Below are 23,758 nucleotides of genomic sequence, written 5' to 3'. Positions count from 1 at the left end.
TCCCCATGCCCGGCGGACACGGGGAGGAGCCTTATGGTCAGAACTTCACGCCCGCCTCGACGCCCCAGATGCGGGGTTCGTTGACATAGCTGGTGAGGTTATTTAAATCGATGCCGCCGGTCGGCGATTCATCATTGGTGATGTTGCGCACGAAGGCCGCGACGTCGAAGCGGTCGGTGCGGTATCCGACGCGCAGCCCGCCCTCGACCATCTTGTCGTCCGAAAACTCGACCGAGCGATAGAGGAAGAACTGCACCTTCGAGCGGTAATACCAGTCGGTGAAGGCATAGATGGCGCCGTCGCCGACGGGGATTTCATAGCCCGCGGTCGCGTTGAGCGTCCACTTCGGCGACTGCGGCAGCTGGTTGCCGTCGATCGAGAAGATGCCAGGGCTCCCCGGACGCTGCGGGTCGAGCACGGTGCATGGCGTCGCCGAGCCGCAGCCCGCGACAAAGGCATTGGCGTCGTCGATTTCGGCGACGTTCCACGCGCCGCCGACGCTGAAGGTCAGTCCGCGCGCGGGCGCCGCCTGCAACTCGGCTTCGATCCCATGGCCCTTGGCGTCGACGTTGAGCAGGCTGGCGACATTCGCCGTGCCGCCCACCGCGGTCAGTTGAAGATCCTTGGTATCGAAATAATAGCCGGTGAGGTTGAAGCGCACGCGGTCGTCCAGGAATGCGGTCTTGATCCCCGCTTCATAGGACATCGTTTCTTCCTGATCGGCGGTCGAAATCACGCGCGAGAAGGTGAGGCGGCCCTGCACCGACGGCGCGCGATAGCCGCGCGCGACGCGGGCGTAGAAGGTGACGGCGTCCGACGCTTCCCAGGTCGCGCTGGCGTCCCACGTCAGCAGCTTGCCCTTGACGCGCGCCGCCTGCGGCGGAACCGGCGTGTTCGGGTTGACGACGAAATCGGGGCGCGTTTCGACCGGGCGCGCGGCGACGAAGTCGCGGCGGTCGTGGTTGTAGCGCGCACCGGCCTGAAGCGTCAGCCCGCCCTCGAACGCATAATTGACCGACCCGAAGATGCCATAGGCTTCGCTGTCCTGCCGCTGCACCGCGATCGCCGCGGGCGTCGCATCGGTCGGGCCACCGAAATCGAAGCTGGTGATGTCGAGCCCTTCATCGAAATAAAAGACGCCGAACTGGTAACCGAGCCCGCCGCTGTTGTTCGAGGCGACGCGGATTTCCTGCGTAAACTGGTCGAGGCTGGGGACATTGTCCTGGCTCTGCGCCGCAAAGGGGATGAGCCCCGGCCCCGATACGGGAAGGAAAACCGCGCCGAAGCCGCCGTCGATGTCGCCGCGGCTCTTGAAATTGCCGTTCCAGTAGGACGTGATCGAATAAGCGGTCACCGCGCCGAAATCATATTCGAGATTGAGCGCGGCATTATAGGTGTTGAGCTTCTGGAAGTTGATCGCGTCCTGCCACACCTTGTCGCGCTCGAATTCGGTGCCCGCGCCGCCGAGGCCGACCAGGCTGTTGCTGCCGGGCAGCTGCGTATTGGCGCGAAAGATGATCGCCGAGCCGTCGAAGACGCGGACCTGTCCCGTCACGCGGCCGGTGAAGGGACCGTTTTCATATTGCAGCTGAAGCCGCGCGGCGATGTCGTCATAGCCGCCGAGATCGTCCTTCTTCGTGGTCGCGATATTGTCGACCCAATTGTCGCGATGCTGATAAAGGCCCGACAGGCGCACCGAAAAGCCATTGTCGTCGGCGGCGCCCGCCGCCACTTCAACCTGGCTGGTGCCATAGCGGCCATAGCTGACGCGCGCATAGCCGCCGGTCTTGCCGGGCTTCACCGTGTCGAACTTGACGATGCCCGCGGGCGTGTTGCGGCCGAAGAGCGTGCCCTGCGGTCCGCGCAGCACCTCGACGCGGTCGAGGTCGAAGATCGGAAAGCCCTTGAGGATCGGGTTTTCGAGCACGACCTCGTCATAAACAAGGCTGACCGGCTGCGACGCGTTAAGGTCGAAGTCGGTGTTGCCGAGCCCGCGGATATAGAAGCGGGGAAAGGAGCGGCCATAGGAGCTTTCGATATTGAGGCTGGGGACGCGGCCGGCGAGCGCGCGGATGTCGGAACCCGTCGATGTGATCGCGCCGAGCGTGTCGCCCGACAGCACGCTGACGGACACGGGGACGTCCTGCAGGCTTTCCTCGCGGCGCTGCGCGGTGACGACGATGTCGCCAAGGCCGCTATCGGCTTCGGCGGCGGGGATGGCCGAAGCCTCCTGCGCGGCGGCGGGGGTGGCCGCGCCGGCGGCGAGGGCGAAGCTCATGGCAAGGGCGGAAGGAAGATGGCGCATGACCGGTCCTTTGTGAAAGCAAAGCTGGCGGGTAGAAAATATCCGTCGCCGTTGCCGCGCGCGGGGCGCAGGGTCAACGATCAAGCGCCGCGCCGCTGACGTTCGTGTCAGCAGTGTTGCGCAATTGCTGCACTTTCGGGGCAACCATGTCGGCACCATGGCGACGCGGTCGGCGCTTCGCGCCGCCGCCTCCCGATGGCTTTGCCGCAAGCAGGAGCAGCTGGCCCGACCGGCCATCAGGGGCGCGCGTCGCTATCCCAGCGTCGCTTCCAGAAACCAGATGCGCTGCTGCGTCTCGTCGGCCCAGCCGTCGACCAGTCCGCTCGTCGCAATGTCGCCATCGGCCTCCGCGGCCTTTTTCACGTCCTTGAGCTGGGCGAGCAGCAGCTTGTTGTCCTCGGCAAGATTGCGGATCATCGCGTCGGCATCCACACCGACGGCATCATCGTCGCGGATCGACGCGCGACGGCTGATGTCGCCGATCGACCGCAGCGTCGCGGCGCCATTCTTGCGCACACGCTCGGCAATGAGGTCGGTCGTCGCGAAAATCTGTGCCGCCTGTTCGTCGAACAGCAGGTGCAACTCGCGAAAGCGCGGCCCCTGGACGTGCCAGTGATAATTTTTCGTCTTGAGATAGAGTGCAAAGCTGTCGGCGAGCAGCGCGTTGAGCGCATCGGCGACGGCGGGAGTGTTCTTGTCGGACATGGGAGAATCCTTTCTGTTACCCATGCGATATAGGAACGGCGGACAATTTTTCCCATCGACGCTTTGGCTGAGCTTGATCGACAAAAGCGATCAAGGATGAAGCCATCGCGACTCTATCCGATCAATCCGAACGCGCCGAGCGCCGTGCGGATTCCCCACAGGGCCAGGACCGCCGCCGCCGCCCAGCGGAGCAGCCGCGCGGCGCGCTGCTCGGCGAGCGCAGGCCCGAAGGCAAGGAAGGGGAGCATCGAAAGCGTCCAGCCAACGAGCCCGCCCGCCGCGGCCCATTGCCCCGCCCCGCTTGTCGCCGCGAGCGCGCCGATCAGGAAATGGCTGCGGTCGCCGAACTGCCGCATGAGCATCAGTATAGCAAGTTCGGTCGCCGAAGCTTCGACGAGCTGCCCGGCGCCCTTGGCTGTCGTCCGCCACACAAGCGCGACGGCGGCCGAAAGCAGCGCCAGCGCGACGAACAGCGCCGCAATGCCGGGTCCGATCATCCGGTTGGCGATCGATCCCGCGAACGCCGCGACGATCGCGTTGACGAGGAAGGCGGCGAAGGTAATGCCGACGGTGACGCGCCGATCGGATCTCGCGATGAGGAGCTGTCCGAGCGCTGTTCCGCTGCGCCCGTCGGTATTGGCGAGCAGCACCGCCACCAGCGCGAACATGATTGCGTCCATGACGGCGGGATGTGCGGTGTCAGCCGTCCGGCGTCAATGGCCGAGCCGCGTTGCGACCGACGCGAGCCAGGCTTCATGCATCGCGGCGGGCATCGGCCCGCGCGGCGCCTGCACCGCGTCGCTCATCGCGTCGAGATAGGTCAGGATCGCGGCGCGGTAGCCGCCCCCTGCGACCGCCGATTCGAGCCGGCTTGCCAGCGTTTCGACCGCGGCAAAGCCATGGTCGCGCGCGAGGCAGCGAATGTCGTCGATCCCCTGCACGATCTGCGCGAGCGCGCAATGCGGCAAGGCTTCGGCCAGCGCGCCGATCTGTCCGGTGATGCGGTTCTGGATGTCGATATATGCGTCGGTCTGGGTCTGCATCGTCCACCCCCTGCTTCGGGCATGACGATGCGCGCTTTTGGTTAAGGTCGCGTTAGCGGTGACCCGCAGGGGCGCCCTGCCGTTGCTTGCTCTTGTACATGTCGCGGTCGGCGGCGGCCAATATGTCGGATTCGGTCATGCCCATTTGCAGCATGGCGACACCGAAACAGGCCGACAGCGCGATGTCATGCCCGTCATAATGCGCGGGCGTTGCGGCGAGCACGCTGCGCAGCCGTTCGACCTGGGCGCGCGCGCCTTCCTCGGTCGACTGGTCGAGAATAAGGCCGAACTCGTCACCGCCGATGCGTGCCGCGACGTCGGTTGCGCGGATCGAGGCGGCGAGGCGCTTTGCGATTTCCATCAGCGCGAAATCGCCTGCGGCGTGACCGAAATTGTCGTTGATATATTTGAGCTGGTTGACGTCGACGAACACCACCGCGGCACGTTCGGCGTGGCGTTCGAAACGCGCCATGCGATGATGGATTGCGGTCAGGAAATAGCGGCGGTTGAACAGGGGGGTCAGCGTGTCGCGTTCGGACACGCGTTCCAGTTCGGCGACCGCGATCTTGAGCACGCGATTCTCGCGACGCAGCGCGTCGCGTTCCCGGCGCAGTTCGCGCAGCTGATCCTCGATGGAGTCGACGGAAACGGCGGTAAACTGGTCAACCGCGATCCGTGCCCCCCCTACGCTGTCCATGCCTTGTCCCCGGCGTGCCTTGACGTCCGCCGACGGGATGTCGACGAACATGATGACGGTAACCCTAGCCGCGACTTGATACCAATCGGTAAACGCGGCAGCAGGGATTTGCGAAACGGGCGGCGTTGCCCGCGCGCAACCTTGCCGCTAGGGGGAGGGCGGCGGCGATTCACCGATGGACCGGCCGCCCGCACAAGGAGGGATCGGGATGGGCGACAGTGCGCCGCAGGCCGAGGTGAGCGTGGGCGTCATCATGGGCAGCCAGTCGGACTGGCCGACCATGGCGCATGCGGTCCAGATCCTTGAAGAATTGGGGATCGCCCACGAGGTCCAGATTGTCTCCGCGCACCGAACCCCCGACCGCCTCGTCGCCTATGCGAAGGGCGCGGCGGCGCGCGGGCTGAAAGCCATCATCGCGGGTGCGGGCGGCGCCGCGCACCTGCCCGGCATGGTCGCGGCGATGACGCGCGTGCCGGTCCTCGGCGTCCCCGTCCAGTCGTCGGCGCTGTCGGGCGTCGACAGCCTTTATTCGATCGTCCAGATGCCCGGCGGCATCCCTGTCGCGACCTTTGCGATCGGCAAGGCGGGCGCAACCAACGCCGGGCTTTTCGCCGCTGCGCTGCTCGCGAACGCGGATGCCGCGCTCGCGGACAGGCTCGACGCCTGGCGCGACGCGCAGACCGCGGACGTCGCGCCAACGCCCGTTCGCGAGGGCTGACCGCTTGCTGTCTCCCGGCTCGACGATCGGCATCCTGGGCGGCGGTCAGCTCGGCCGGATGCTGGCCGTTGCCGCGGCGCAGCTCGGCTACCGCGTCCACATCTATGCCCCCGACGCCGAAAGCGTCGCCGCCGATGTCGCGGCAGCGCATAGCCGCGCGGCGTGGGATGACGAACCGCGCCTCGCCGCCTTTGCCGCGGCGTGCGACGTCGTCACGCTCGAGTTTGAAAATGTCCCCGTCGACACCGTGCGCTTTCTGTCGGGGCATGTCGCGGTGCGCCCCGGTGCCGCGGCGCTGGAAATCGCGCAGGATCGCCTTGCCGAAAAGCGTTTCGTCGCGCGGCTGGGCGGTCACCCCGCGCCCTTTGCCGCGGTGCCCGACCGCGCGGCGCTGGACACGGCGCTGGCCGAAATCGGCGTTCCCGCGATCCTGAAAACCGTGCGCATGGGCTATGACGGCAAGGGGCAGGCGCGCCTCGCCACCGCCGCCGACGCCGATGCCGCATGGGATGCGATCGGCCGCCATGCGGCCGTGCTCGAAGGCTTTGTAACCTTCGCGCACGAGTTTTCGGTGATCCTCGTGCGCGGGATCGACGGCGAGGTCCGCTTCTGGGACAGCCCGGTCAACGTCCATGCGAACGGCATTCTTGCAAGTTCCAGCCTGCCGCCGCCGCGCGATGTGCTGGATCAACAGGGGGAAGCGCGCGCGTTGATGGCGGCGATCGCGGCCGAGCTCGACTATGTCGGCGTGCTTACCGGCGAGTTTTTCGCCACCGACGATGGCCCGATATTCAACGAAATGGCGCCGCGCGTTCACAACAGCGGCCACTGGACGATCGAAGGCGCGGTGACGAGCCAGTTCGAAAATCATGTCCGCGCCGTCGCCGGCCTGCCGCTCGGCAGCACCGACACGGCCCTTCTGCCCGTCACGATGCGCAACCTGATCGGCGCCGCGATTGAAAGCGTGCCGCAGCTGCTCGCCGACGATGCGGCGCATGTCCATCATTATGGCAAGGCGGACGTACGCGACGGCCGCAAGCTTGGCCATGTCACATGGGTCGGCTTTGGGGCGGGAACCACACCGGCATGAACCGCCCCGAAATCACGCTGATCCTCGCGCGCGCGGCCAATGGCGTGATCGGCGCGAACGGCCGGATGCCCTGGCACCTGCCCGCCGACCTCCGCCGGTTCAAACAGCTCACCATGGGCCGCCCGATGATCATGGGGCGCAAGACATTCGACAGCCTGCCCGCGGTGCTCGAAGGGCGCCGCCACATCGTCCTGACGCGCGATCCCGATTGGCAGGACGAGGGCGCCGAACCCGCCGCAAGCGTCGAGGAAGCGCTGAAGCTCGCCAATGCACCGCATGTGATGGTGATCGGCGGCGCCGAAATCTATCGCCTGTTCCTGCCGCTCGCCGACCGGATCGAGTTGACCGAGGTTGCACTGGAACCCGCGGGCGACGCGGCGATCGACTATCCCGACCCCGCCCTGTGGCGGGAGGTCGCGCGCGCCGACCAGCCCGCGGGCGAAGGCGGGCGGCCCGCCTACAGCTTTGTGACGCTGACAAGGAGATAGCGATGCGCCGCTGGTTGATCGCCCTCTTGATCCTCGTCGGACTCGCCGCGCTCGCTTTTTTCACGCTCGCGCCGGGGATGATCGAACGCGACCTCAATCGGATCGACGGCAAGCCGCTGCCGCAGGTGTCGGCGCGCGCGCAGGCGTTGCACCGGACGCTGACGATCGTCGACCTGCACAGCGACAGCTTGCTGTGGAAGCGCGACATTCTCGACCGCGCGACGCGCGGGCATATGGACCTGCCGCGGCTTCAGGACGGCCATGTCGCGCTGCAGGTGCTTGCCAGCACGACCAAGTCGCCGAAGGGGCAGAATTACGACGCGAACGGCGCCGACAGCGACAATATCACCGGTCTCGTGATCGCGCAGCTCCAGCCGGTGCGGACGTGGGGTTCGCTGCTCGAACGCTCGCTGTGGCACGCCGAAAAGCTGCACCGCGCGGCAGCGGCCTCTGATGGTGCGCTGAAACCCGTCGCGACCGCCGCCGACGTCGATGCGCTGCTCGCCGCGCGGCGCGGCAAGTCGCGCACGACCGGCGCGATGCTGAGCATCGAGGGTTTGCACAATCTCAAAGGCGACATCGCGAACCTCGACAGGCTGTATGCCGCGGGTTTCCGCATGGCGGGGCTGACCCATTTTTTCGACAATGATCTCGCAGGCTCGATGCACGGCCTGAAAAAAGGCGGGCTTACCCCGCTGGGGCGCCAGGTCGTCAGCGCGATGGAAGCAAAGGGCATGGTCGTCGACATTGCGCATTGCTCGGCCGCGTGCGTCACGGACATCCTCAAAATGGCGCGCCGTCCCGTCGTCTCCAGCCACGGCGGCGTCCAGGCGACGTGCAAGGTCAACCGCAACCTGTCCGATGAACAGATCAAAGGAGTGGCGGCGACCGGCGGGCTGATCGGCATCGGATATTGGGACGCGGCGGTGTGCGATACCTCACCCGCCAGCATCGCGCGCGCGATGAAGCATGTCCGCGATCTCGTCGGCATCGAGCATGTCGCGCTCGGCAGCGATTATGACGGCGCCACCACCGTGCGCTTCGACACCGCGCAGCTCGCGCAGGTGACGCAGGCGTTGATTGACGCGGGGTTCAGCGACGACGAAATTCGCGCCGCGATGGGCGGCAATGCGGTGCGTGTGTTGAAAGCGGGCCTCGTTCCGCTGACGCCTTCGGTGCCATGATCCGCCTTGACGGCCATCATCGCATCGAAGCGCCCCTGCGCGGCGGCGTCATCGCGCTTGGCAATTTCGACGGATTTCACGCCGGGCACCAGGCGGTCGTCGGCCGTGCGGTGCGCCATGCGACGGACGAAGGCCGCCCGGCAATCGTCGCGACTTTCGATCCGCATCCCGTGCGCTTCTTCAAACCCGACGTCCCGCCTTTTCGGCTCACCACGCTCGACCAGAGGCAGGAGCTGTTCGCCGCGGCGGGCGCCGACGCGATGCTTGTCCTGCCCTTTGACGCGGCGCTCGCCGCGACGAGCGCGGATGATTTCATCGTCGACCTGCTGCTCGACCGCTATGGTGCAGCGGGGGTCGTCACTGGCGCTGACTTCGTCTTTGGCAAGGGGCGCGGCGGCAATGTCGTCACGCTCGCCGACCATGCGCGCCGCCTCGGCTTCTTCACCGAAATGGTCGCGCCCGTCGACGACGCCGATGAGGTGATTTCGTCGAGCCGGATCCGCGAGGCGCTCCAGGCGGGCGACTGCGCGACCGCCGCGCGCCTTCTCACGCGTCCCTTTACCGTGCGCGGGGTGGTTCAGCATGGCGACAAGAACGGCCGCCTGCTGGGCTTTCCGACCGCGAACATCGACATGGGCACCTATCTTCGTCCGCGTTACGGCATCTATGCCGTCACCGGAAAGCTTCCCGATGGTCGTGTGCTGAAGGGCGCCGCGAACCTCGGCATCCGCCCGAGTTTCGATCCGCCGAAGGAGTTGCTCGAACCGCATTTCTTCGACTTTGCGGAAAGTCTTTACGGACAGGAAATCGACGTCGCCTTCCGCGCCTTTATCCGGCCCGAGGCCATGTATGACGACATGGACGCGCTGATGGCGCAGATTGCGGCGGATTGCGACGCGGCGAAGGCGTTGTTGAGCGACCTGTAAACCCGTTCGTGCCGGGCGAAGTCGAAACACCTGCAGCCGAATCCCGACGACAGGCATTGCGACTTCGCTCGATGCGAACGGGATCGGGGGTGATCCGAAGGTTTGCGCCCGCGCAATTCTGCGCTAAGCGCCCCGGCCATGAGCGACACTGCACCCGACTACCGCGACACCGTCTTTCTGCCCAGGACCGACTTTCCGATGAAGGCCGGCCTGCCGCAGAAGGAGCCGTTGATTCTCGCCAAATGGACCGAGAGCAATATCGAGGGCCAGATTCGCGAAAGCCGCAAGGGCCGCGAGCAGTTCATCCTCCACGATGGCCCGCCCTATGCCAATGGCGACATGCACATCGGCCATGCGCTCAACCATATCCTCAAGGACATGGTCGTTCGCACCCAGACGCTGAGGGGCAAGGACGCGCCCTATGTCCCCGGCTGGGACTGCCACGGCCTGCCGATCGAGTGGAAGGTCGAGGAGCAATATCGCAAGAAAAAGCTGAACAAGGACGAGGTTCCGGTCGAGGAGTTCCGCGCCGAATGCCGCGCCTATGCGCAGCATTGGGTCGACACCCAAAGGGAACAGCTGAAGCGCCTCGGCATCGGCGGCGACTGGGACCATCCTTACCTCACGATGGATTATGAGGCCGAAGCCACCATCGTGCGCGAGCTGCTCAAATTCGCCGCGAACGATATGCTCTATCGCGGTGCCAAGCCGGTGATGTGGTCGCCGGTCGAAAAGACCGCGCTCGCCGAGGCCGAGATCGAATATGAGGATATCGTCTCGACCCAGATCGACGTGGCGTTCGAGATTGTCGAGAGCCCGATCGCCGAGCTGGTCGGCGCGCATGCGGTGATCTGGACGACGACGCCGTGGACGATCCCGGTGAACCAGGCTTTGGCCTATGGGCCGGAGATTGAGTATGCGCTGTGCGGATACATCACGGGGAGAGCGGTTTGGCTGGCTCCGGGGGATGACATCCCTGAAGATGCGGTAATTCGTGAACGAGGTCATGTCGTTGTCGCAGTTGATTTGATCGACGAATTTGAGAAGCGAACTGGCGCATCGCTTCTTGTAAAAAAGCAATTCAAAGGCTCCGACCTCGCCGGGACCATCGCCCGCCACCCGATGCACGCGCTCGGCGGCTTCTTTGCGCGGCCGCGCCCCTTCCTCGCGGGCGATTTCGTGACCACCGACAGCGGCACCGGGCTTGTCCATATGGCGCCCGATCATGGCGAGGATGATTTCGACCTGTGCAAGGCGAACGGCATCGACCCCGTGTTCGCGGTGACAAGCGACGGCAAATATCGCGATGACTGGGGCTGGCTGGGCGGTCAGGGATCGGTGATCAACCCCAGGTTCAACGCCCCTGACGGGCCGATCTGCACCGACCTTCGCGAAGCAGGCGCGCTGCTCGCCGCCAGTGCCGATTATCCGCACAGCTATCCGCACAGCTGGCGTTCAAAGGCGAAGGTCATCTATCGCTGCACGCCGCAATGGTTCGTGCCGATGGACAAGGTGATGACCCATATCGAGCCCAAGTCGCGCGGCGAAAAGCGCTGGGAAGGCGAAGGCGGCGCGATCAACCCTGCCGAGGAAGGCCTTTGCGACGCCCCGACGCTGCGCCAGGCGGCGATGCAGGCGATCGAGAACACGCGTTTCGTCCCGGCCAAGGGCCGCAACCGCATCGGCAGCATGGTTGAGGGGCGCCCCGACTGGGTGCTGAGCCGCCAGCGCGCGTGGGGCGTGCCGATCACTTTGTTCGTCGACCGCAAGACCGGCCATTATCTGAACGACCCGCAAGTCAACGACCGCATCGTCGCGGCCGTCCGCGAGGGCGGCGTCGACGCGTGGAACGACGCGCGCGCGCAGGAATATCTGGGCGACGCATATAACGCCGCCGATTATGAGCGCATCACCGACATTCTCGACGTCTGGTTCGATTCGGGCTGCACCCACGCCTTCGTGCTCGAAAGCGGCAAATGGCCCGCGCTCGTCCGTCACGACGGCGGCACCCACAGCGCCGACCTCTATCTGGAGGGCAGCGACCAGCATCGCGGCTGGTTCCAGTCGTCGCTGCTGGAATCCTGTGGCACGCGCGGGCAGGCGCCGTACAAGGCGGTGCTGACGCACGGCTTCACGATGGACGCCAAGGGCCTGAAAATGTCCAAGTCCTTGGGCAACACGATCAGCCCGATGGACCTGATGCGCGATTATGGCGCCGACATCCTCCGCCTGTGGGCGTTGTCGGTCGACTTCACCGAGGACCACCGCATCGGCAAGGAAATCCTTGCCGGCGTCGCCGACCAGTATCGCAAGCTCCGCAACACCTTCCGCTACCTGCTCGGCGCGCTCGACGGTTTTACCGAGGCGGAGCGCATCACCGACGTGGCGGCGATGCCCGAACTCGAACGCTATATGCTCAGCCTGCTCGCCGACCTCGATGGCAAGCTGGTGCGCGCAGTCGACGATTTCGACTTCAACAGCTACACGCGCTTGCTCTCGGACTTCTGCAACGAGGATCTGTCGGCCTTCTATTTCGACATCCGCAAGGACGTCCTCTACTGCGACATCGGCCCCGCCGTGCCGATCGGCACCGAAACCCGCCGCGCATACCGCAGCCTGCTCGATGTGCTGTTCCACGCGCTGGTGCGCTATGCGGCGCCGGTGCTGGTGTTTACCAGCGAAGAAGTGTGGGGCACGCGCTATCCGCAAGCGGGCAGCGTGCATCTGCTGGAATGGCCTGTGTTGCCGTCCTTTGAGCATGACAAGGAACTCGTTCTTCGGAATAGCGAACTGCGCGAACTGCGTGGCAAGGTCACCGAAGCGATCGAGCCTCTACGTCGCGAAAAGGTCGTGCGCTCCAGCCTCGAAGCCGAGGTCATGATGAGCGATCTTGAGACCGTCCTGCGCGATTTCGACCCCGCCTATCTGGCAGAAACCTTCATTTCGGGCGCCGTCCATCGGGTTCCGGGACATGAGGGTATCTCGATCAAACCCACCGAAAACCACAAATGCGGCCGCTGCTGGCGCCATCTGCCCGAAGTCGCCGCCGACGGCGCCTTGTGCAATCGCTGCGAAACGGTATTGGGGGCGGGATGAGCAGCGCCCGTTCCCCCCACCTGCGCTTCGGCCTGATGTTTGCCGCGGCCGCCTTCCTTCTCGATCAGCTGACCAAATGGGTCATCACCGTCCCGCTGTCGCTCGAGCCCAAGGGGGTCATCGAGATCACCAGCTTCTTCGATCTGCGCTGGGCCGAAAATTGCGGCATTTCGCTGTCGATGTTCGCCAGCTGCACCGACACGACGCGCTGGACGCTCGTTGCGGTGACGGGGCTGGTTGCCGCCGCGGTCGCCTTCTGGATGACGCGCGAACAGGCGAAGGGTGACGTCGTCGCGCTCGCGATGATCCTCGGCGGCGCGATCGGCAATATCGTCGACCGCGTGCGCTTTGGCTATGTCGTCGACTTCGCCGACCTGCATATCGGCGATTTCCGCCCCTTCATGATCTTCAACGTCGCCGACGCGTGCATCACGCTCGGCGTGCTTTTGCTGGTTGCGCGCGCGCTGCTCTTGGGCGAAAAGGCGGGCCAAGCGGACGCGAAACCGTCAGCCGAGTAAACGGGGCGCATAGGAGAATATTGTCGTGAACCGGACCACCGCCATCCTGGCCGCCTCGATCGTCGCCACCACCCTGTCGGCCTGCGGGTCGAACAGCCTGTTCAGCCGCGACCGTCCCGACGAGATGATGGTGTCGCGTCAGGCGCCGCTCGTCGTGCCGCCCGATTTCGCGCTCACCCCGCCCGCGCCCGGCACCGCGCGCCCCGGCGGCGAATCGACCGCCGAACAGACGCTGCGCGCGCTCTTCGGCGGCCCCTCGGCACGCAGCGCAAGCGAGGCGCAGATCATCGGCAGCGCCGACGGCGCGCGCGCGGACCCCGGCATCCGCAGCCAGGTCGGCAGCCCCGAAACGCAGGTCGTCGACAAGGGACTGGTCGTCCGCGATATCCTGGCCGCGCCCGAAGGCGACGGCCGCGACGCGCAGGCGGCGATTCCGGGCGCTTAAGCCAGCGTTTTCAGATCAACAAGGTCCCGGCCCGGCATCGTCCGGGCCATTTTCTTTCGGCACGCGCGGCAGCCATGCATCGCCCCACGCCTTGATCGCGTCATAGGTGGGGCGCAGCGCCTGCCCCGCGTCGGTCAGGCGATAGGCGGCGCGCTTGCCGTCCGGCGGCACCCGCTCCATCACCCCCGCCGCGACCATCCAGCCGAGCCGCGAGGTCAGCGCGGCGCGCGAAATGTCCAGCCGTTCGATGAAATCCTCGAAGCGGTCGAAGCCCAGAAACGCTTCGCGCAGGATCAGCAGCACCCAGCGGTCGCCGAGCAGCCGCGAGGCACGGCCGACGGCGCAGGGCGAACGCGAGGCCACATAATCCCTCATAAGTCTGGATTTAAGACTTGACGCCGCCGCACGCAAGCGGCGATAAGGTCTGCAATCCAGACTAAACAGGATTCTCCCCATGCGTGGACAGCGCTTTGCCAGCAACGACGAAGCCGTCGCCTATATGAAAAGCGTCGCGGTCGATGCCTCGGGCTTCACCGCCTTTCTGGGCGTCGAACCGATCCGCTGTTTCGAGGGCGAGGCCGAACTTTTGCTCGCGCTGCGCCCCGACATGACCCAGCATCACGGCTATGCCCATGGCGCGATCGTCGGGCTGATGGCCGACAATGCCTGCGCCTGGGCGGCGTCGAGCGTGATCGGCGACGTCGTCACCGGCAGCTATACGATCAACTTTCTCGCCCCCGCGAAGGGCAGCCACCTGCGCGCGAAAGGCAGCGTGATCAAGGCGGGCAAGCGCCAGGCGATCGTGCGCGCCGACGTCTGGGCCGAAAGCGATGGCGAAGAACCGCGCCGCTGCGCGATCGCGCAGGCGACGATCGTGCCCGTGGGGTGATCCGCCCGCAGGCCGCCCCATTTCAGCCGTTCACGCCCGCGCGCCCGCTTCCTCGACCCCCGCGCTGTTGTGGCGCAGCGCCTTCAGCACGCAATCGACGATCTGCGGGGCGTTGAGACCCGCGGCGTCATATTGCAATTCGGGCTTGTCCTGGTCCTGAAACACATCGGGCAGGCGCATCGTGCGCAGTTTCAGCCCCGCGTCGATCAGCCCTTCGTCGCTCGCCAGGGTCAGCACATGCGCGCCTAGCCCGCCGATGCTGCCTTCCTCGATCGTCACGCACACCTCGTGGTTCGCAAGGGTGCGGCGGATCAGTTCCACGTCGAGCGGCTTGGCGAAACGCAGGTCGACGACGCTGGTGGACAGCCCGCGCGCTTCCAAAGTGTCGGCGGCCTTGAGCGCCTCCGCCAATCGCGTGCCGAGCGACAGGATCGCTACCGTCTTGCCTTCGCGCACGATACGGCCCTTGCCGATCTCCAGCTTCACCGGAACATCGGGCAAGGCAACCCCGGTGCCATTGCCGCGCGGATAGCGGAAGGCGATCGGGCCATCGTCATGTTCGGCGGCGGTATAGGTCATATGGACCAGCTCGGCCTCGTCGGCCGCCGCCATCACCACCATGTTGGGCAGGGTCGCAAGATAGGTGATGTCGAACGAGCCCGCGTGCGTCGACCCGTCGGCGCCGACCAGCCCCGCGCGGTCGATGGCGAAACGCACGGGCAGATTCTGGATCGCGACATCGTGGACGACCTGGTCATAGGCGCGCTGGAGGAAGGTCGAATATATGGCGGCGAACGGCCGCATCCCCTGCGCCGCCAGCCCCGCGGCAAAGGTCACCGCATGCTGTTCGGCGATGCCCACGTCGAACGCGCGGTCGGGATGCGCCTTGGCGAACTTGTCGACGCCGGTGCCCGACGGCATCGCGGCGGTGATCGCGACGATACGCTTGTCGGTTTCGGCAAGCTTTGCGAGCGTTTCGCCAAAGACATTCTGATAGGCGGGCGGTCCCGGCGGCGCTTTTGCCTGTTCGCCGGTGATGACGTCGAACTTCTGGACCCCGTGATATTTGTCGGCGGCGGCTTCGGCGGGGGGGTAACCCTTGCCCTTCTTGGTCACCGCGTGGATCAGCACCGGGCCATGTTCGCTGTCGCGGACATTTTCGAGCACGGGAATCAGATGGTCGAGATTATGCCCGTCGATCGGCCCAACATAGTAGAATCCCAACTCCTCGAACAAGGTGCCGCCCATCGCCATGCCGCGGGCATATTCGTCGGTTCTTTTTGCCGCCTTGTGCAGCGGTTCGGGCAGCTTGCGCGCAAAGCGCCGCGCAATCTCGCGCAGCTCGAGGAACGGGCGCGACGACACCAGCTTGGCAAGATAGGCCGAAAGCCCGCCAACGGGCGGTGCGATCGACATGTCATTGTCGTTCAAAATGACGATCAGGCGGTTGCCCGCCTGTTTGGCGTTGTTCATCGCCTCATAGGCCATGCCCGCCGACATCGACCCGTCGCCGATGACCGCGATCGCGCGGCCGGGCTGGTCGTTCAGCTTGTTGGCGATGGCAAAGCCCAGCGCCGCACTGATCGACGTCGACGAATGCGCCGCGCCGAACGGGTCATATTCGCTCTCGCTGCGCTTGGTGAAGCCCGACAGCCCGCCGCCTTGCCGCAGCGTGCGAATCCGGTCGCGGCGCCCGGTGATGATCTTGTGCGGATAACATTGGTGGCCGACGTCCCACACCAGCTTGTCGCGCGGGGTGTCGAAAACATAGTGGATCGCGGTGGTCAGCTCGACGACGCCAAGGCCGGAGCCCAGGTGCCCGCCCGTGGTGCCGACGGCGGAAATCATCTCCGCGCGCAGCTCGTCGGCGAACTGGCGGAGATCTTCGGGCTTCAGCTTGCGGAGGTCGGCGGGGACATCCACCGTGTCGAGCAGCGGCGTATGCGGACGGTCGGTCATCGCGCGGTCATACTGCCAAGCGCATGGGGTGTCGAACGAAAAGGGTTCACTCGTCCCTCTGATCGGACTCACGCTCGCGCCGTTTCGCGGCATCCAGCTGGGCATAAAGCCCGCGCACCATCAGATCGGTGAATACCAGCATCACCCCCACCATGCCGACGAGCAGCGCGATCGCGGCGACGGGGAAGGGGCCGACGCTTTCGACCGTTCCGCGCCGCATCGCGAGCGCCAGCAGCGCCGCGGCCGCCATCAGCGCATAGCCGGCAAGGCGCGGCACGCGGCTCATCCGCGCGGCGACGCGAAGCGGACGCGAAGGACGGGGAAAATGGCGGTGGCGAAGCGGTGCATGCAAGACGCATGGAAGCAAAATCGCCCCATCGCAAGACGAAGTCGTTGCAATAGCGCGCGCTTTACTTACACGCTTGGCAAGAGGGGCAAGAGCATAGGAATGACCAACGCATGTCCACGCCCCGTTCAACGCGACTCCGTCATCCCGCGCCAGCGCTGATCCTGTTTGCCGCCGCGACGCTGGCGATCGGTCCGGCAACTGCCGCGGAAACCTCGCCTCCCGCCGATCTTGCGGAGGAGGGCGGTATCATCGTCCCGCACAGGTCCGACGATGCGCCGCGCTACCTTCAGGATAGCGAGCTTGACGAAAATATCCTGCTGCCCGCAGCGCGCCCCGAGGATGACGATCCCGAACGCACATGGTCGCGCGACTATTTCGCGGTCGCCGCGGGCGTGCTCAGCACCCCCGAATATAATGGTGCCGACGGTCGCCGCCTCGTCCCTGCCGTTTATCTGCGCGGCCGGATCAGCGGCTATTCCTTCTCGACGCGCGGCACCAATTTTCAGGTCGACCTGATCCGCCAGCGCCGCGGGCAGAAAACCGATTTCAAATTCGGCCCGATCATCAGCCTGCGCAGCGACCGCGCCGGCAAGATCGACGATCCGCAGGTCGCGGCGCTCGGCAAGCGCAAGGTTGCGGTCGAAACCGGGCTGTTCGCGGGGATTTCGCACACCGGCGTCATCACGAGCGCCTATGACCAGGTCGCCTTTCGTGTCGTCGCGCTCAAGGACGTATCGGGCCGCCACGGCAGCTGGGCGGCTTCACCGACGATCGACTATGGCACGCCCCTGTCAAAGCGCGCCTATGTCGGCGTGTCGGCGTCGGTCAATTTTTACGGCAAGGGTTTTGGCCGCTATTATTACGACATCGACCCCGCGGGCAGCGCGGCGAGCGGCCTGCCCGTTTATGACGGGGCGGGGAAAAAGGCGACCGCAGGCAAATATACGTTCGGGATCGCGGGTGCCTATGCGCTGTCGGGCGATCTGCGCAAAGGATTCGTCCTGCTCGGCGGCGCGCAATATGGCCGTCTGGGCAAACGCTTCGCCCGCTCGCCGATCGTTGCCGATATCGGTGACGCGGATCAATGGCTGTTCGGCGGCGGGTTGGCATATCAGTTCTGAAAGGCTGCGACGCAGGGCTGCCAACCTTTCCAGCGACATTCCGGCCGGCGCCGGAATGACGAACAAGGGAAGGTCAGGCAAGCGCCCCGACATGGCTCCGCTTCATCCCGCTCGCGCCCGTGCATCCGCGACCATCATGGTCAATATCGACGAGGTCGATCTGGACAATTGGGGGTGGGCGGCGTGCCCGTCGCCGCATATCGCTGGCTGCAAAAGCCAGCCAAGGAGCCTGAGAGATGACCGTGAACAATGCCGCGCCCGCCTTTGCCGCCATCATGTTTTTCACCGGCGTCGGTATTCCGATCCTCGCGGCGCTGAACGGCGGGCTTGGTGCGCGGCTCGGCAGCCCGATGGCCGCGTCGATGATCCTCTTTGGCCTTGCCTTCCTGATCGCGGCGGCGGGTGCGTTGCTGACCGGCTCGCTTGGCGCGGTGCGCTTTACGGGCGACATTCCCGCGCATTTCTATGCTGGCGGACTGTTTGTCGCCTTTTACGTGATCGCCGTGACCTTCATTGCGCCGCGCTTCGGCGTTGGCAATGCGATCTTCTTCGTGCTCTTCGGCCAGCTCGTGAGCGCCGCGACGATCGACCATTTCGGCCTGTTCGGCGCCATCCGATCGGCAATCGACCTGAAACGCGTCGCCGGGATCGCGCTGATGATTGTCGGCATATGGCTTGCGCGGCGCACGGGTTGAGCGCGCCAGGGGGCGGCCAGCCGCCCGTTCCGGCCTGCCCTGCCAATAAAAAGGGCGGCCTCATGGCCGCCCTCTTCCTTTCTGGTCGTGCCGCCGATCAGTCCTGATGCGGCTGCAGGTTCACCGCGGCGAATTTGCCGCGGTCGTCGACCTCGATGTCGAACGCGACGCGGTCGCCTTCTTCAAGGCCCGCCATGCCCGCGCGCTGCACCGCGCTGATGTGGACGAAGGCGTCGGCCTGGCCGTCGTCGCGCGCGATGAAGCCAAAGCCCTTTGTCGTGTTGAAGAACTTCACCGTTCCCGACGTGCGCTCGCCGGTCAGCTGTCGCCGCCCGCGCGCGCCGCCCGGCCGATCCTCGCGCTGGCGCGGGGCAAACTCTTCGACCGGCATCGGTTCGCCCTCGATCTTGAGGTCGATCGCCGACACCTTGCCGTTGCGTTCGACGAGCGTGAAGGCGAGCGGCTGGCCTGACGCAAGGCCCTGAAGCCCCGCCTGTTCGACCGCGCTGATGTGGACGAACACGTCGTCGCCGCCGTCTGCGCGGGCGATGAAGCCAAAGCCCTTTGACGGGTTGAAGAACTTTACCGTGCCCTGGCCTTCGCCGACGACCTGTGCAGGCATGCCGCCGCCGCGTCCGCCACCGAAGCCGCCGCCACGGTCGCCGCCGCCAAAGCCGCCGCGATCGCCATAGCCGCCGCGGTCGCCGCCGCCAAAGCCGCCGCGATCGCCGAAGCCGCCGCGTCCGCCGCCATAGGAATCGCCGCCATAGGGGGCCGGTTCGAAACTGTCGAAATTGCCGAAATCATCGCGCCTGCCGCGTCCCCGATGGCCACGGCGATCCTTGTTGAAACTCATTGCTTAGTAGTCGCTTTCGGTCGTCCACACCCCATTTTACCGGCTCCTTGCGCCGGACGGGGACGCAGTTCACCACGGGCACGGACTCGCCCCATGCCACCAAGGACGCAAGATATAGCCTAATTATCCACAGGCTGCGAACAGAAAATTGCAGCCGCGCCTTTGCGGATATGGCGCGAATTGCCGCGACCCTTGCCGCGCCCGGCAGGCCAGCGAAAACCAGTCATTGAGCGGCGCGGCCGCTTGGCCTAAGGCGGCGGGATGAGCGTATATTTCCACGAAGAAGACCTGCCCGAAGGCGTGCTGGGCGCCGGCGCCGTTGCGGTCGATACCGAAACCATGGGGCTCAATCCGCTGCGCGATCGGCTTTGCCTCGTCCAGATCAGCGACGGGTCGGGCGACGAGCATCTGGTCCGTTTCAAACCGGGCAGCGACTATGATGCGCCGGTGCTGAAGGCGATCCTGACCGATCCCGGCCGATTGAAACTCTTTCATTTCGCGCGCTTCGACATCGCCGCCTTGCAGCAGGCGCTCGGCGTCGTCACCGCGCCCGTCTATTGCACCAAGATCGCGTCGCGACTGGTTCGCACCTATACCGACCGCCACGGGCTGAAGGAACTGGTGCGCGAATTGCTGGGGCAGGAGGTGTCGAAGCAGCAGCAGTCGAGCGACTGGGGCGCCGCCGAACTGAGCGAGGCGCAGCGCGACTATGCCGCAAGCGACGTGCGTTTCCTGCACGCGATGAAAGAGATTCTCGACGCGCGGCTGGCGCGCGAGGGACGCACCGAGCTTGCGCAGGCCTGTTTCGATTTCCTGCCGACGCGTGCGGCGCTTGACCTTGCCGGCTGGCCCGAAACCGATATTTTCGCGCACAGCTGAGGGTCGATACACAAGCGATGTCCGAACGCGCCGATCTTGACCGAACCAAGCGCCAGATGTGGGCGCGCAGCGGATCGAGCCACGATCGTGTGGTGCGGATCCTGCGTTATGGTCTGCCGCTGGTGATCGGCGTGGTCGCCGCGGTACTGGTCTTTTCGCCCTTTACCCAGCGCGCCGAGATCAGCTTCCTGCTCGCCAAGGACAAGGTCGACATGGCGAGCGAACGGATGAAGGTGACGCGCGCCGAATATCGCGGACAGGACGCCATGGGTCGGCCCTTTGCGCTGCTCGCGGGCAGCGCGGTCCAGAAAAGCTCGGCCGAACCCGTCGTACGGATGACCGACCTGTCCGGTGCGATCCGCCTGACCGATGGTCCGGCGACGATCGTGGCGCAACGGGGCGCCTATAATATGGAAACCGGCCGTGTCATAGTGCCGGGCACGGTGCGCGTGCGCGGCGCGAACGGCTATCGGCTCGATGCAAGCAATGTAGCGGTCGATCTGAAGACGCGCAGCCTGGTCGGAACGGGCGGCGTCGAAGGTGCGTTGAACATCGGGCAGTTTTCAGCCAACGCGCTGTCCGCCGACCTCGACAAGCGGACTGTCCGGCTGGAGGGTAATGCCCGGCTGCGGATCAACCAGGGAGTGATCGAATGAACCGGCTTTGGACGCCGAAGAGCCTGATGCTCGCCGGCGCGGGATTCGCGCTGACGGGCCTCGCTATCCTGTCGGCGGGCGGCGGCGACCGCGCAGCAGCGCAGGCGCTCGCCAACCACAACAGCAATGCGCCGGTCGATTTCGCCGCGGGCAGCATCGAGGTGCAGGACCGCGCCGACCGCGTGGTGCTGGCGGGCGGCGTCCGCGTCACGCAGGCGGGGCTGACGGTCACTGCGCCGCGGATGACCGTCGCTTATACGCGCGCCGGGGGCACTGACGTCAACCGGCTCGATGCAACCGGCGGCGTGACGGTGGTGAAGGGCGATGAATCGGCGCGCGGCAATGTCGCCATCTACGACCTCGACCGCCGCCTGATCACCATGGTCGGCAATGTCGAGCTGCGCCAGCGCGGCAACAATCTGCGCGGCGGGCGGCTGGTGATCGACCTTAATAGCGGTCGCGCGACCGTCGACGGTCGCGGCGCGGCGCGCGGGCCCGACGGCAATCCGATCGCAGGCGGCACCGGCGGGCGCGTCACCGGCACCTTCACCGTACCGGAAAGAAAGCAGTAACCAGCGCCTTATACGGTTCTGCAACCATGCGCGTTCACCATGGGCGCCGGGACCAGAACCATTGCGGTGCCGGGGGGCGACGCCGCGCCATGAAAGCGAGCCCCCGATGCGCTTCTCCCCGCTTGTTCCGCCCCGTCGTCCGCTGTTCGGTCGCCGCGCCGAGCCGCCCGCAGCGGTCATCCCGACGCCGACGAGCGAGGAGCGGCGCCTGATCGAACGGATCATGCGGCATCTGGGGCCGCGCGAGAAACTCTAGCACGACGGTTCCCATAATCGTCATCCCGGCGAAGGGCGGGTGACGAATTGCAGGGATTGCTTGACTTTACCCTTCAGTCTGCTTGGCGTTCCGCCCCCGCCCCCCTACATGGGTCGCGCATGCCGCCCGATACCGCCACTTCCGCCGACGCGGCCAAGGAACCGCCCGTTCTCGATACGCTGAAGCGTTTTTTGCCCTATCTGTGGCCCGCGGGGCATCGGGGACACAAGGTGCGCATTGTCGGGGCCGGGCTGATCGTGCTGGCGTCGAAGGGCGTCCAGCTGTCGATGGGCTTCCTCTATGGCGCGGCGATCGACGCGATGGCGCCGGGGATGGAGCAAGGGGTCGCGCTCGCGATCGGGCTGGTGCTCGCCTATGCCGGCGCGCGCTTTGCCGGGGTGCTGTTCGACAACCTCCGCAATGTCGTGTTCGAGCGCGTCGGGCAGGATGCAACGCGCGAGCTGGCGATCGCGACCTTCAGCCACCTTCACGCGCTCAGTCTGCGCTTTCATTTGGCGCGACGGACGGGCGAGGTCACCAAGGTGATCGAGCGCGGCACCAAGAGCATCGACACCATGCTCTATTTCCTGCTGTTCAACATTGCGCCGACGATCATCGAACTCGCCGCGGTGCTCATCATCTTCTGGACCAGGTTCAGTTTCGGCCTGGCGAGTGCGACCGCGCTGATGGTCGTCGTCTATATCATCTTCACGCGGCGGGTGACCGACTGGCGCAATGCACTGCGCACGCGGATGAACGACCTCGACACGCTGACCATCGGGCGCAGCGTCGACAGCCTGCTCAATTACGAAACGGTCAAATATTTCGGCGCCGAAGCGCGCGAGGAAGCGCGCTATCGCGACGTCGCCGACCAATATGCGCGCGCCGCGGTGAAGAGCGAGAACAGCCTTGCGTGGCTCAACATCGGGCAGAGCCTGATCACCAACGCCGCGCTGGCGGGGGCGATGGCCTATACGGTGTGGGGCTGGTCGGTCGGCGCATATAAGGTCGGCGACGTGGTGCTGGTGAACACGCTGCTGGCGCAGCTGTTCCGCCCGCTCGACATGCTCGGCATGGTCTATCGCGTGATCCGGCAGGGGTTGATCGACATGGAGGCGATGTTCCGCCTGATCGACACGCCGCCGGAGATTTCGGATGCGCCGGGCGCGGCGCCGCTGGCGGTGAACGGCGGCGCGGTGGCGTTCGAGAATGTCGTCTTCGGTTACGATCCCGACCGCACAATCCTCAATGGCGTGAGCTTTGCGGTCGGCGCGGGCGAGACGCTGGCGATCGTCGGACCGTCGGGGGCGGGCAAATCGACGATCGCGCGGCTGCTGTTCCGCTTTTACGATCCGCAGGGCGGGCGCATCCTGATCGACGGGCAGGATATTGCGCAGGTGACGCAGCAAAGCCTGCGCGCGAGCATCGGTATCGTCCCGCAGGACACGGTGTTGTTCAACGATTCGATCGGTTACAATATCGCCTATGGCCGCGAAGGCGCGAGCGCCGACGAGATTGCGGCGGCGGCCAAGGGTGCGGCGATCGACGGCTTTATCGCGCTGCTGCCGCAAGGCTATGAGACCGAGGTCGGCGAACGCGGGTTGAAGCTGTCGGGCGGCGAGAAGCAACGCGTCGCGATCGCGCGGACCTTGCTCAAGAACCCGCCGCTGCTGATCCTCGACGAAGCGACGAGCGCGCTCGACAGCCGCACCGAGGCGGCGATCCAGGATACGCTGGATCGGATCGCGGCGCACCGCACGACACTGGTGATCGCGCACCGCCTGTCGACCGTGACCGGCGCCGACCGCATCATCGTGCTCGACAAGGGACGCGTGGCAGAGACGGGGACGCACGACGAGCTGCTGGCGATGCGCGGCCTTTATGCCGACATGTGGGCGCGGCAGCAGGCCGAGAAGGAAGAGGGGACGGTTTGATGAAAAATGATCACCGTCGGAAATCCTACATAGTCGATATCGATAGCCTCCCGGCGTCATTCCCCACCCATAAACATAGTGACGAGTTCTGGGAGGCTTTGGGTCGAGCGGTAGCAACTTTCGGTTTCTTGGAAGAAACGCTTGGAAAGGCCATCTTCGCTTTTACGGCTACTCGAGAATATGCCGCCGACGAAATCGATGAAGCGTATGCGAAGTGGGTTCCTACTTTGCAGCGCACACTTTCAGATGCTCTTGGGAGCCTTATTTCAACCTACGGCACGGTCGTGCGCCAACATGGAAAAGATACCATCGAGAACCTAGATTCTCTTGTTAGCGTCCGCGCTCGTGGTGTAATTTCCGGTGTAGGCGATGGTGTA

At 65.5% G+C, this 23,758-nt stretch carries 26 protein-coding genes; 17 read left to right on the top strand and 9 right to left on the bottom strand.

The window, feature by feature from the left end; all coding sequences use genetic code 11:
• Positions 1-37 precede the first annotated feature (37 nt).
• From HUW43_RS03385 to HUW43_RS03365, 5 genes are all read right to left on the bottom strand, one after another.
• Complete coding sequence (locus tag HUW43_RS03385) at positions 38-2,278, bottom strand: TonB-dependent receptor (RefSeq protein WP_223181249.1); 2,241 nt, start codon at positions 2,276-2,278, stop codon at positions 38-40.
• A 279-nt stretch (positions 2,279-2,557) separates the two neighbouring features.
• Positions 2,558-3,010 carry a Dps family protein gene (locus tag HUW43_RS03380; protein ID WP_188236093.1) on the bottom strand — a complete coding sequence of 151 codons (453 nt, stop codon included), beginning with the start codon at positions 3,008-3,010 and terminating at the stop codon, positions 2,558-2,560.
• Between the two features lie 113 nt (positions 3,011-3,123).
• Entirely contained in the window at positions 3,124-3,678 is a 555-nt protein-coding gene (locus HUW43_RS03375; RefSeq protein WP_223181248.1) for a hypothetical protein, read from the bottom strand.
• Between the two features lie 45 nt (positions 3,679-3,723).
• Entirely contained in the window at positions 3,724-4,053 is a 330-nt protein-coding gene (locus HUW43_RS03370; protein ID WP_188236091.1) for a hypothetical protein, read from the bottom strand.
• Positions 4,054-4,105: 52 nt separating this feature from the next.
• Complete coding sequence (locus HUW43_RS03365; protein WP_223181247.1) at positions 4,106-4,801, bottom strand: GGDEF domain-containing protein; 696 nt, start codon at positions 4,799-4,801, stop codon at positions 4,106-4,108.
• A 157-nt stretch (positions 4,802-4,958) separates the two neighbouring features.
• On the opposite strand from HUW43_RS03365, the gene purE reads away from it, so the two are divergent.
• The 8 genes from purE (at position 4,959) to HUW43_RS03325 (ending at position 13,215) form a co-directional block, all read left to right on the top strand.
• Positions 4,959-5,468, top strand: coding sequence for a 5-(carboxyamino)imidazole ribonucleotide mutase (gene purE / locus HUW43_RS03360; protein ID WP_188236090.1), 510 nt, complete (start codon positions 4,959-4,961; stop codon positions 5,466-5,468).
• Between the two features lie 4 nt (positions 5,469-5,472).
• On the top strand, positions 5,473-6,558 hold the full coding sequence (locus HUW43_RS03355) for a 5-(carboxyamino)imidazole ribonucleotide synthase (RefSeq protein ID WP_188236089.1): 1,086 nt from the start codon (positions 5,473-5,475) through the stop codon (positions 6,556-6,558).
• Positions 6,555-7,046, top strand: a complete 492-nt coding sequence (locus HUW43_RS03350; RefSeq protein ID WP_188236088.1) for a dihydrofolate reductase — start codon at positions 6,555-6,557, stop codon at positions 7,044-7,046. Before HUW43_RS03355 ends, HUW43_RS03350 begins: the two co-directional genes overlap by 4 nt.
• A gap of 2 nt (positions 7,047-7,048) precedes the next feature.
• The gene (locus HUW43_RS03345) at positions 7,049-8,230 is read left to right on the top strand and encodes a dipeptidase (RefSeq protein WP_188236087.1); all 1,182 of its coding nucleotides are present in this window, start codon (positions 7,049-7,051) and stop codon (positions 8,228-8,230) included.
• Positions 8,227-9,156 carry a bifunctional riboflavin kinase/FAD synthetase gene (locus HUW43_RS03340; RefSeq protein WP_188236086.1) on the top strand — a complete coding sequence of 310 codons (930 nt, stop codon included), beginning with the start codon at positions 8,227-8,229 and terminating at the stop codon, positions 9,154-9,156. The genes HUW43_RS03345 and HUW43_RS03340 overlap by 4 nt, the downstream gene beginning before the upstream one ends.
• 138 nt (positions 9,157-9,294) lie before the next feature.
• Entirely contained in the window at positions 9,295-12,252 is a 2,958-nt protein-coding gene (ileS, locus tag HUW43_RS03335; RefSeq protein WP_188236085.1) for an isoleucine--tRNA ligase, read from the top strand.
• Entirely contained in the window at positions 12,249-12,770 is a 522-nt protein-coding gene (lspA, locus tag HUW43_RS03330) for a signal peptidase II (protein ID WP_188236084.1), read from the top strand. The genes ileS and lspA overlap by 4 nt, the downstream gene beginning before the upstream one ends.
• A gap of 25 nt (positions 12,771-12,795) precedes the next feature.
• Positions 12,796-13,215, top strand: coding sequence for a DUF3035 domain-containing protein (locus HUW43_RS03325; protein ID WP_188236083.1), 420 nt, complete (start codon positions 12,796-12,798; stop codon positions 13,213-13,215).
• 15 nt (positions 13,216-13,230) lie between these two features.
• Here the strand turns inward: HUW43_RS03325 and HUW43_RS03320 are convergent, their stop codons facing one another.
• Positions 13,231-13,590: a winged helix-turn-helix transcriptional regulator gene (locus tag HUW43_RS03320; protein ID WP_188236082.1), complete on the bottom strand. Its 360-nt coding sequence runs from the start codon at positions 13,588-13,590 to the stop codon at positions 13,231-13,233.
• Between the two features lie 79 nt (positions 13,591-13,669).
• Between HUW43_RS03320 and HUW43_RS03315 the strand changes: the two genes are divergently transcribed.
• Positions 13,670-14,104 (top strand): PaaI family thioesterase, encoded by a 435-nt coding sequence (locus HUW43_RS03315; RefSeq protein ID WP_188236081.1) that lies wholly within the window; start codon positions 13,670-13,672, stop codon positions 14,102-14,104.
• A 30-nt stretch (positions 14,105-14,134) separates the two neighbouring features.
• Here the strand turns inward: HUW43_RS03315 and dxs are convergent, their stop codons facing one another.
• Together dxs and HUW43_RS03305 are read right to left on the bottom strand one after the other, a co-directional pair.
• Complete coding sequence (gene dxs / locus HUW43_RS03310; protein WP_188236080.1) at positions 14,135-16,063, bottom strand: 1-deoxy-D-xylulose-5-phosphate synthase; 1,929 nt, start codon at positions 16,061-16,063, stop codon at positions 14,135-14,137.
• A 46-nt stretch (positions 16,064-16,109) separates the two neighbouring features.
• Positions 16,110-16,349, bottom strand: coding sequence for a hypothetical protein (locus HUW43_RS03305; protein ID WP_223181246.1), 240 nt, complete (start codon positions 16,347-16,349; stop codon positions 16,110-16,112).
• 173 nt (positions 16,350-16,522) lie between these two features.
• Between HUW43_RS03305 and HUW43_RS03300 the strand changes: the two genes are divergently transcribed.
• Positions 16,523-17,533, top strand: coding sequence for a MipA/OmpV family protein (locus tag HUW43_RS03300; protein ID WP_188236078.1), 1,011 nt, complete (start codon positions 16,523-16,525; stop codon positions 17,531-17,533).
• A 236-nt stretch (positions 17,534-17,769) separates the two neighbouring features.
• Positions 17,770-18,228 (top strand): DMT family transporter, encoded by a 459-nt coding sequence (locus tag HUW43_RS03295; RefSeq protein ID WP_188236077.1) that lies wholly within the window; start codon positions 17,770-17,772, stop codon positions 18,226-18,228.
• A gap of 97 nt (positions 18,229-18,325) precedes the next feature.
• On the opposite strand, the gene HUW43_RS15915 is transcribed toward HUW43_RS03295, so the two are convergent.
• Positions 18,326-19,084, bottom strand: a complete 759-nt coding sequence (locus tag HUW43_RS15915) for a cold-shock protein (protein ID WP_188236076.1) — start codon at positions 19,082-19,084, stop codon at positions 18,326-18,328.
• A 261-nt stretch (positions 19,085-19,345) separates the two neighbouring features.
• On the opposite strand from HUW43_RS15915, the gene HUW43_RS03285 reads away from it, so the two are divergent.
• The 6 genes from HUW43_RS03285 to HUW43_RS03260 all read left to right on the top strand — a co-directional run.
• Positions 19,346-19,963 (top strand): ribonuclease D, encoded by a 618-nt coding sequence (locus tag HUW43_RS03285; protein ID WP_188236075.1) that lies wholly within the window; start codon positions 19,346-19,348, stop codon positions 19,961-19,963.
• Positions 19,964-19,980: 17 nt separating this feature from the next.
• Positions 19,981-20,619 (top strand): LPS export ABC transporter periplasmic protein LptC, encoded by a 639-nt coding sequence (gene lptC / locus HUW43_RS03280; RefSeq protein WP_188236074.1) that lies wholly within the window; start codon positions 19,981-19,983, stop codon positions 20,617-20,619.
• A complete protein-coding gene (locus tag HUW43_RS03275; RefSeq protein WP_188236073.1) occupies positions 20,616-21,191 on the top strand; it encodes an LptA/OstA family protein in 576 nt (191 codons plus the stop codon). The genes lptC and HUW43_RS03275 overlap by 4 nt, the downstream gene beginning before the upstream one ends.
• 106 nt (positions 21,192-21,297) lie before the next feature.
• Positions 21,298-21,447, top strand: a complete 150-nt coding sequence (locus HUW43_RS03270) for a hypothetical protein (RefSeq protein ID WP_188236072.1) — start codon at positions 21,298-21,300, stop codon at positions 21,445-21,447.
• Between the two features lie 119 nt (positions 21,448-21,566).
• The gene (locus HUW43_RS03265; protein WP_188236071.1) at positions 21,567-23,381 is read left to right on the top strand and encodes an ABCB family ABC transporter ATP-binding protein/permease; all 1,815 of its coding nucleotides are present in this window, start codon (positions 21,567-21,569) and stop codon (positions 23,379-23,381) included.
• A partial coding sequence (locus HUW43_RS03260; protein ID WP_223181245.1) for a hypothetical protein occupies positions 23,381-23,758 on the top strand: 378 nt, incomplete at its 3' end. The genes HUW43_RS03265 and HUW43_RS03260, both read left to right, overlap by 1 nt.

The sequence above is a fragment of the Sphingopyxis sp. LK2115 genome, from assembly GCF_014595975.1.
Lineage (GTDB): Bacteria > Pseudomonadota > Alphaproteobacteria > Sphingomonadales > Sphingomonadaceae > Sphingopyxis.
The sequence above is the reverse complement of the archived record's forward strand: the minus strand, read 5'-3'. Positions and strand labels throughout refer to the sequence as shown.

What these genes read in the sequence shown, in the direction of transcription:
- HUW43_RS03370 (WP_188236091.1), bottom strand. Translation starts at nt 4,053, where the DNA reads ATGCAGACCCAGACCGACGCATATATCGACATCCAGAACCGCATCACC.
- HUW43_RS03365 (WP_223181247.1), bottom strand. Translation starts at nt 4,801, where the DNA reads ATGTTCGTCGACATCCCGTCGGCGGACGTCAAGGCACGCCGGGGACAA.
- purE (WP_188236090.1), top strand. Translation starts at nt 4,959, where the DNA reads ATGGGCGACAGTGCGCCGCAGGCCGAGGTGAGCGTGGGCGTCATCATG.
- HUW43_RS15915 (WP_188236076.1), bottom strand. Translation starts at nt 19,084, where the DNA reads ATGAGTTTCAACAAGGATCGCCGTGGCCATCGGGGACGCGGCAGGCGC.
- HUW43_RS03305 (WP_223181246.1), bottom strand. Translation starts at nt 16,349, where the DNA reads ATGAGCCGCGTGCCGCGCCTTGCCGGCTATGCGCTGATGGCGGCCGCG.
- HUW43_RS03375 (WP_223181248.1), bottom strand. Translation starts at nt 3,678, where the DNA reads ATGTTCGCGCTGGTGGCGGTGCTGCTCGCCAATACCGACGGGCGCAGC.
- HUW43_RS03385 (WP_223181249.1), bottom strand. Translation starts at nt 2,278, where the DNA reads ATGAGCTTCGCCCTCGCCGCCGGCGCGGCCACCCCCGCCGCCGCGCAG.
- HUW43_RS03340 (WP_188236086.1), top strand. Translation starts at nt 8,227, where the DNA reads ATGATCCGCCTTGACGGCCATCATCGCATCGAAGCGCCCCTGCGCGGC.
- HUW43_RS03300 (WP_188236078.1), top strand. Translation starts at nt 16,523, where the DNA reads ATGTCCACGCCCCGTTCAACGCGACTCCGTCATCCCGCGCCAGCGCTG.
- lspA (WP_188236084.1), top strand. Translation starts at nt 12,249, where the DNA reads ATGAGCAGCGCCCGTTCCCCCCACCTGCGCTTCGGCCTGATGTTTGCC.
- HUW43_RS03345 (WP_188236087.1), top strand. Translation starts at nt 7,049, where the DNA reads ATGCGCCGCTGGTTGATCGCCCTCTTGATCCTCGTCGGACTCGCCGCG.
- lptC (WP_188236074.1), top strand. Translation starts at nt 19,981, where the DNA reads ATGTCCGAACGCGCCGATCTTGACCGAACCAAGCGCCAGATGTGGGCG.
- HUW43_RS03285 (WP_188236075.1), top strand. Translation starts at nt 19,346, where the DNA reads ATGAGCGTATATTTCCACGAAGAAGACCTGCCCGAAGGCGTGCTGGGC.
- dxs (WP_188236080.1), bottom strand. Translation starts at nt 16,063, where the DNA reads ATGACCGACCGTCCGCATACGCCGCTGCTCGACACGGTGGATGTCCCC.
- ileS (WP_188236085.1), top strand. Translation starts at nt 9,295, where the DNA reads ATGAGCGACACTGCACCCGACTACCGCGACACCGTCTTTCTGCCCAGG.
- HUW43_RS03380 (WP_188236093.1), bottom strand. Translation starts at nt 3,010, where the DNA reads ATGTCCGACAAGAACACTCCCGCCGTCGCCGATGCGCTCAACGCGCTG.
- HUW43_RS03350 (WP_188236088.1), top strand. Translation starts at nt 6,555, where the DNA reads ATGAACCGCCCCGAAATCACGCTGATCCTCGCGCGCGCGGCCAATGGC.
- HUW43_RS03295 (WP_188236077.1), top strand. Translation starts at nt 17,770, where the DNA reads ATGACCGTGAACAATGCCGCGCCCGCCTTTGCCGCCATCATGTTTTTC.
- HUW43_RS03270 (WP_188236072.1), top strand. Translation starts at nt 21,298, where the DNA reads ATGCGCTTCTCCCCGCTTGTTCCGCCCCGTCGTCCGCTGTTCGGTCGC.
- HUW43_RS03265 (WP_188236071.1), top strand. Translation starts at nt 21,567, where the DNA reads ATGCCGCCCGATACCGCCACTTCCGCCGACGCGGCCAAGGAACCGCCC.
- HUW43_RS03320 (WP_188236082.1), bottom strand. Translation starts at nt 13,590, where the DNA reads ATGAGGGATTATGTGGCCTCGCGTTCGCCCTGCGCCGTCGGCCGTGCC.
- HUW43_RS03315 (WP_188236081.1), top strand. Translation starts at nt 13,670, where the DNA reads ATGCGTGGACAGCGCTTTGCCAGCAACGACGAAGCCGTCGCCTATATG.
- HUW43_RS03275 (WP_188236073.1), top strand. Translation starts at nt 20,616, where the DNA reads ATGAACCGGCTTTGGACGCCGAAGAGCCTGATGCTCGCCGGCGCGGGA.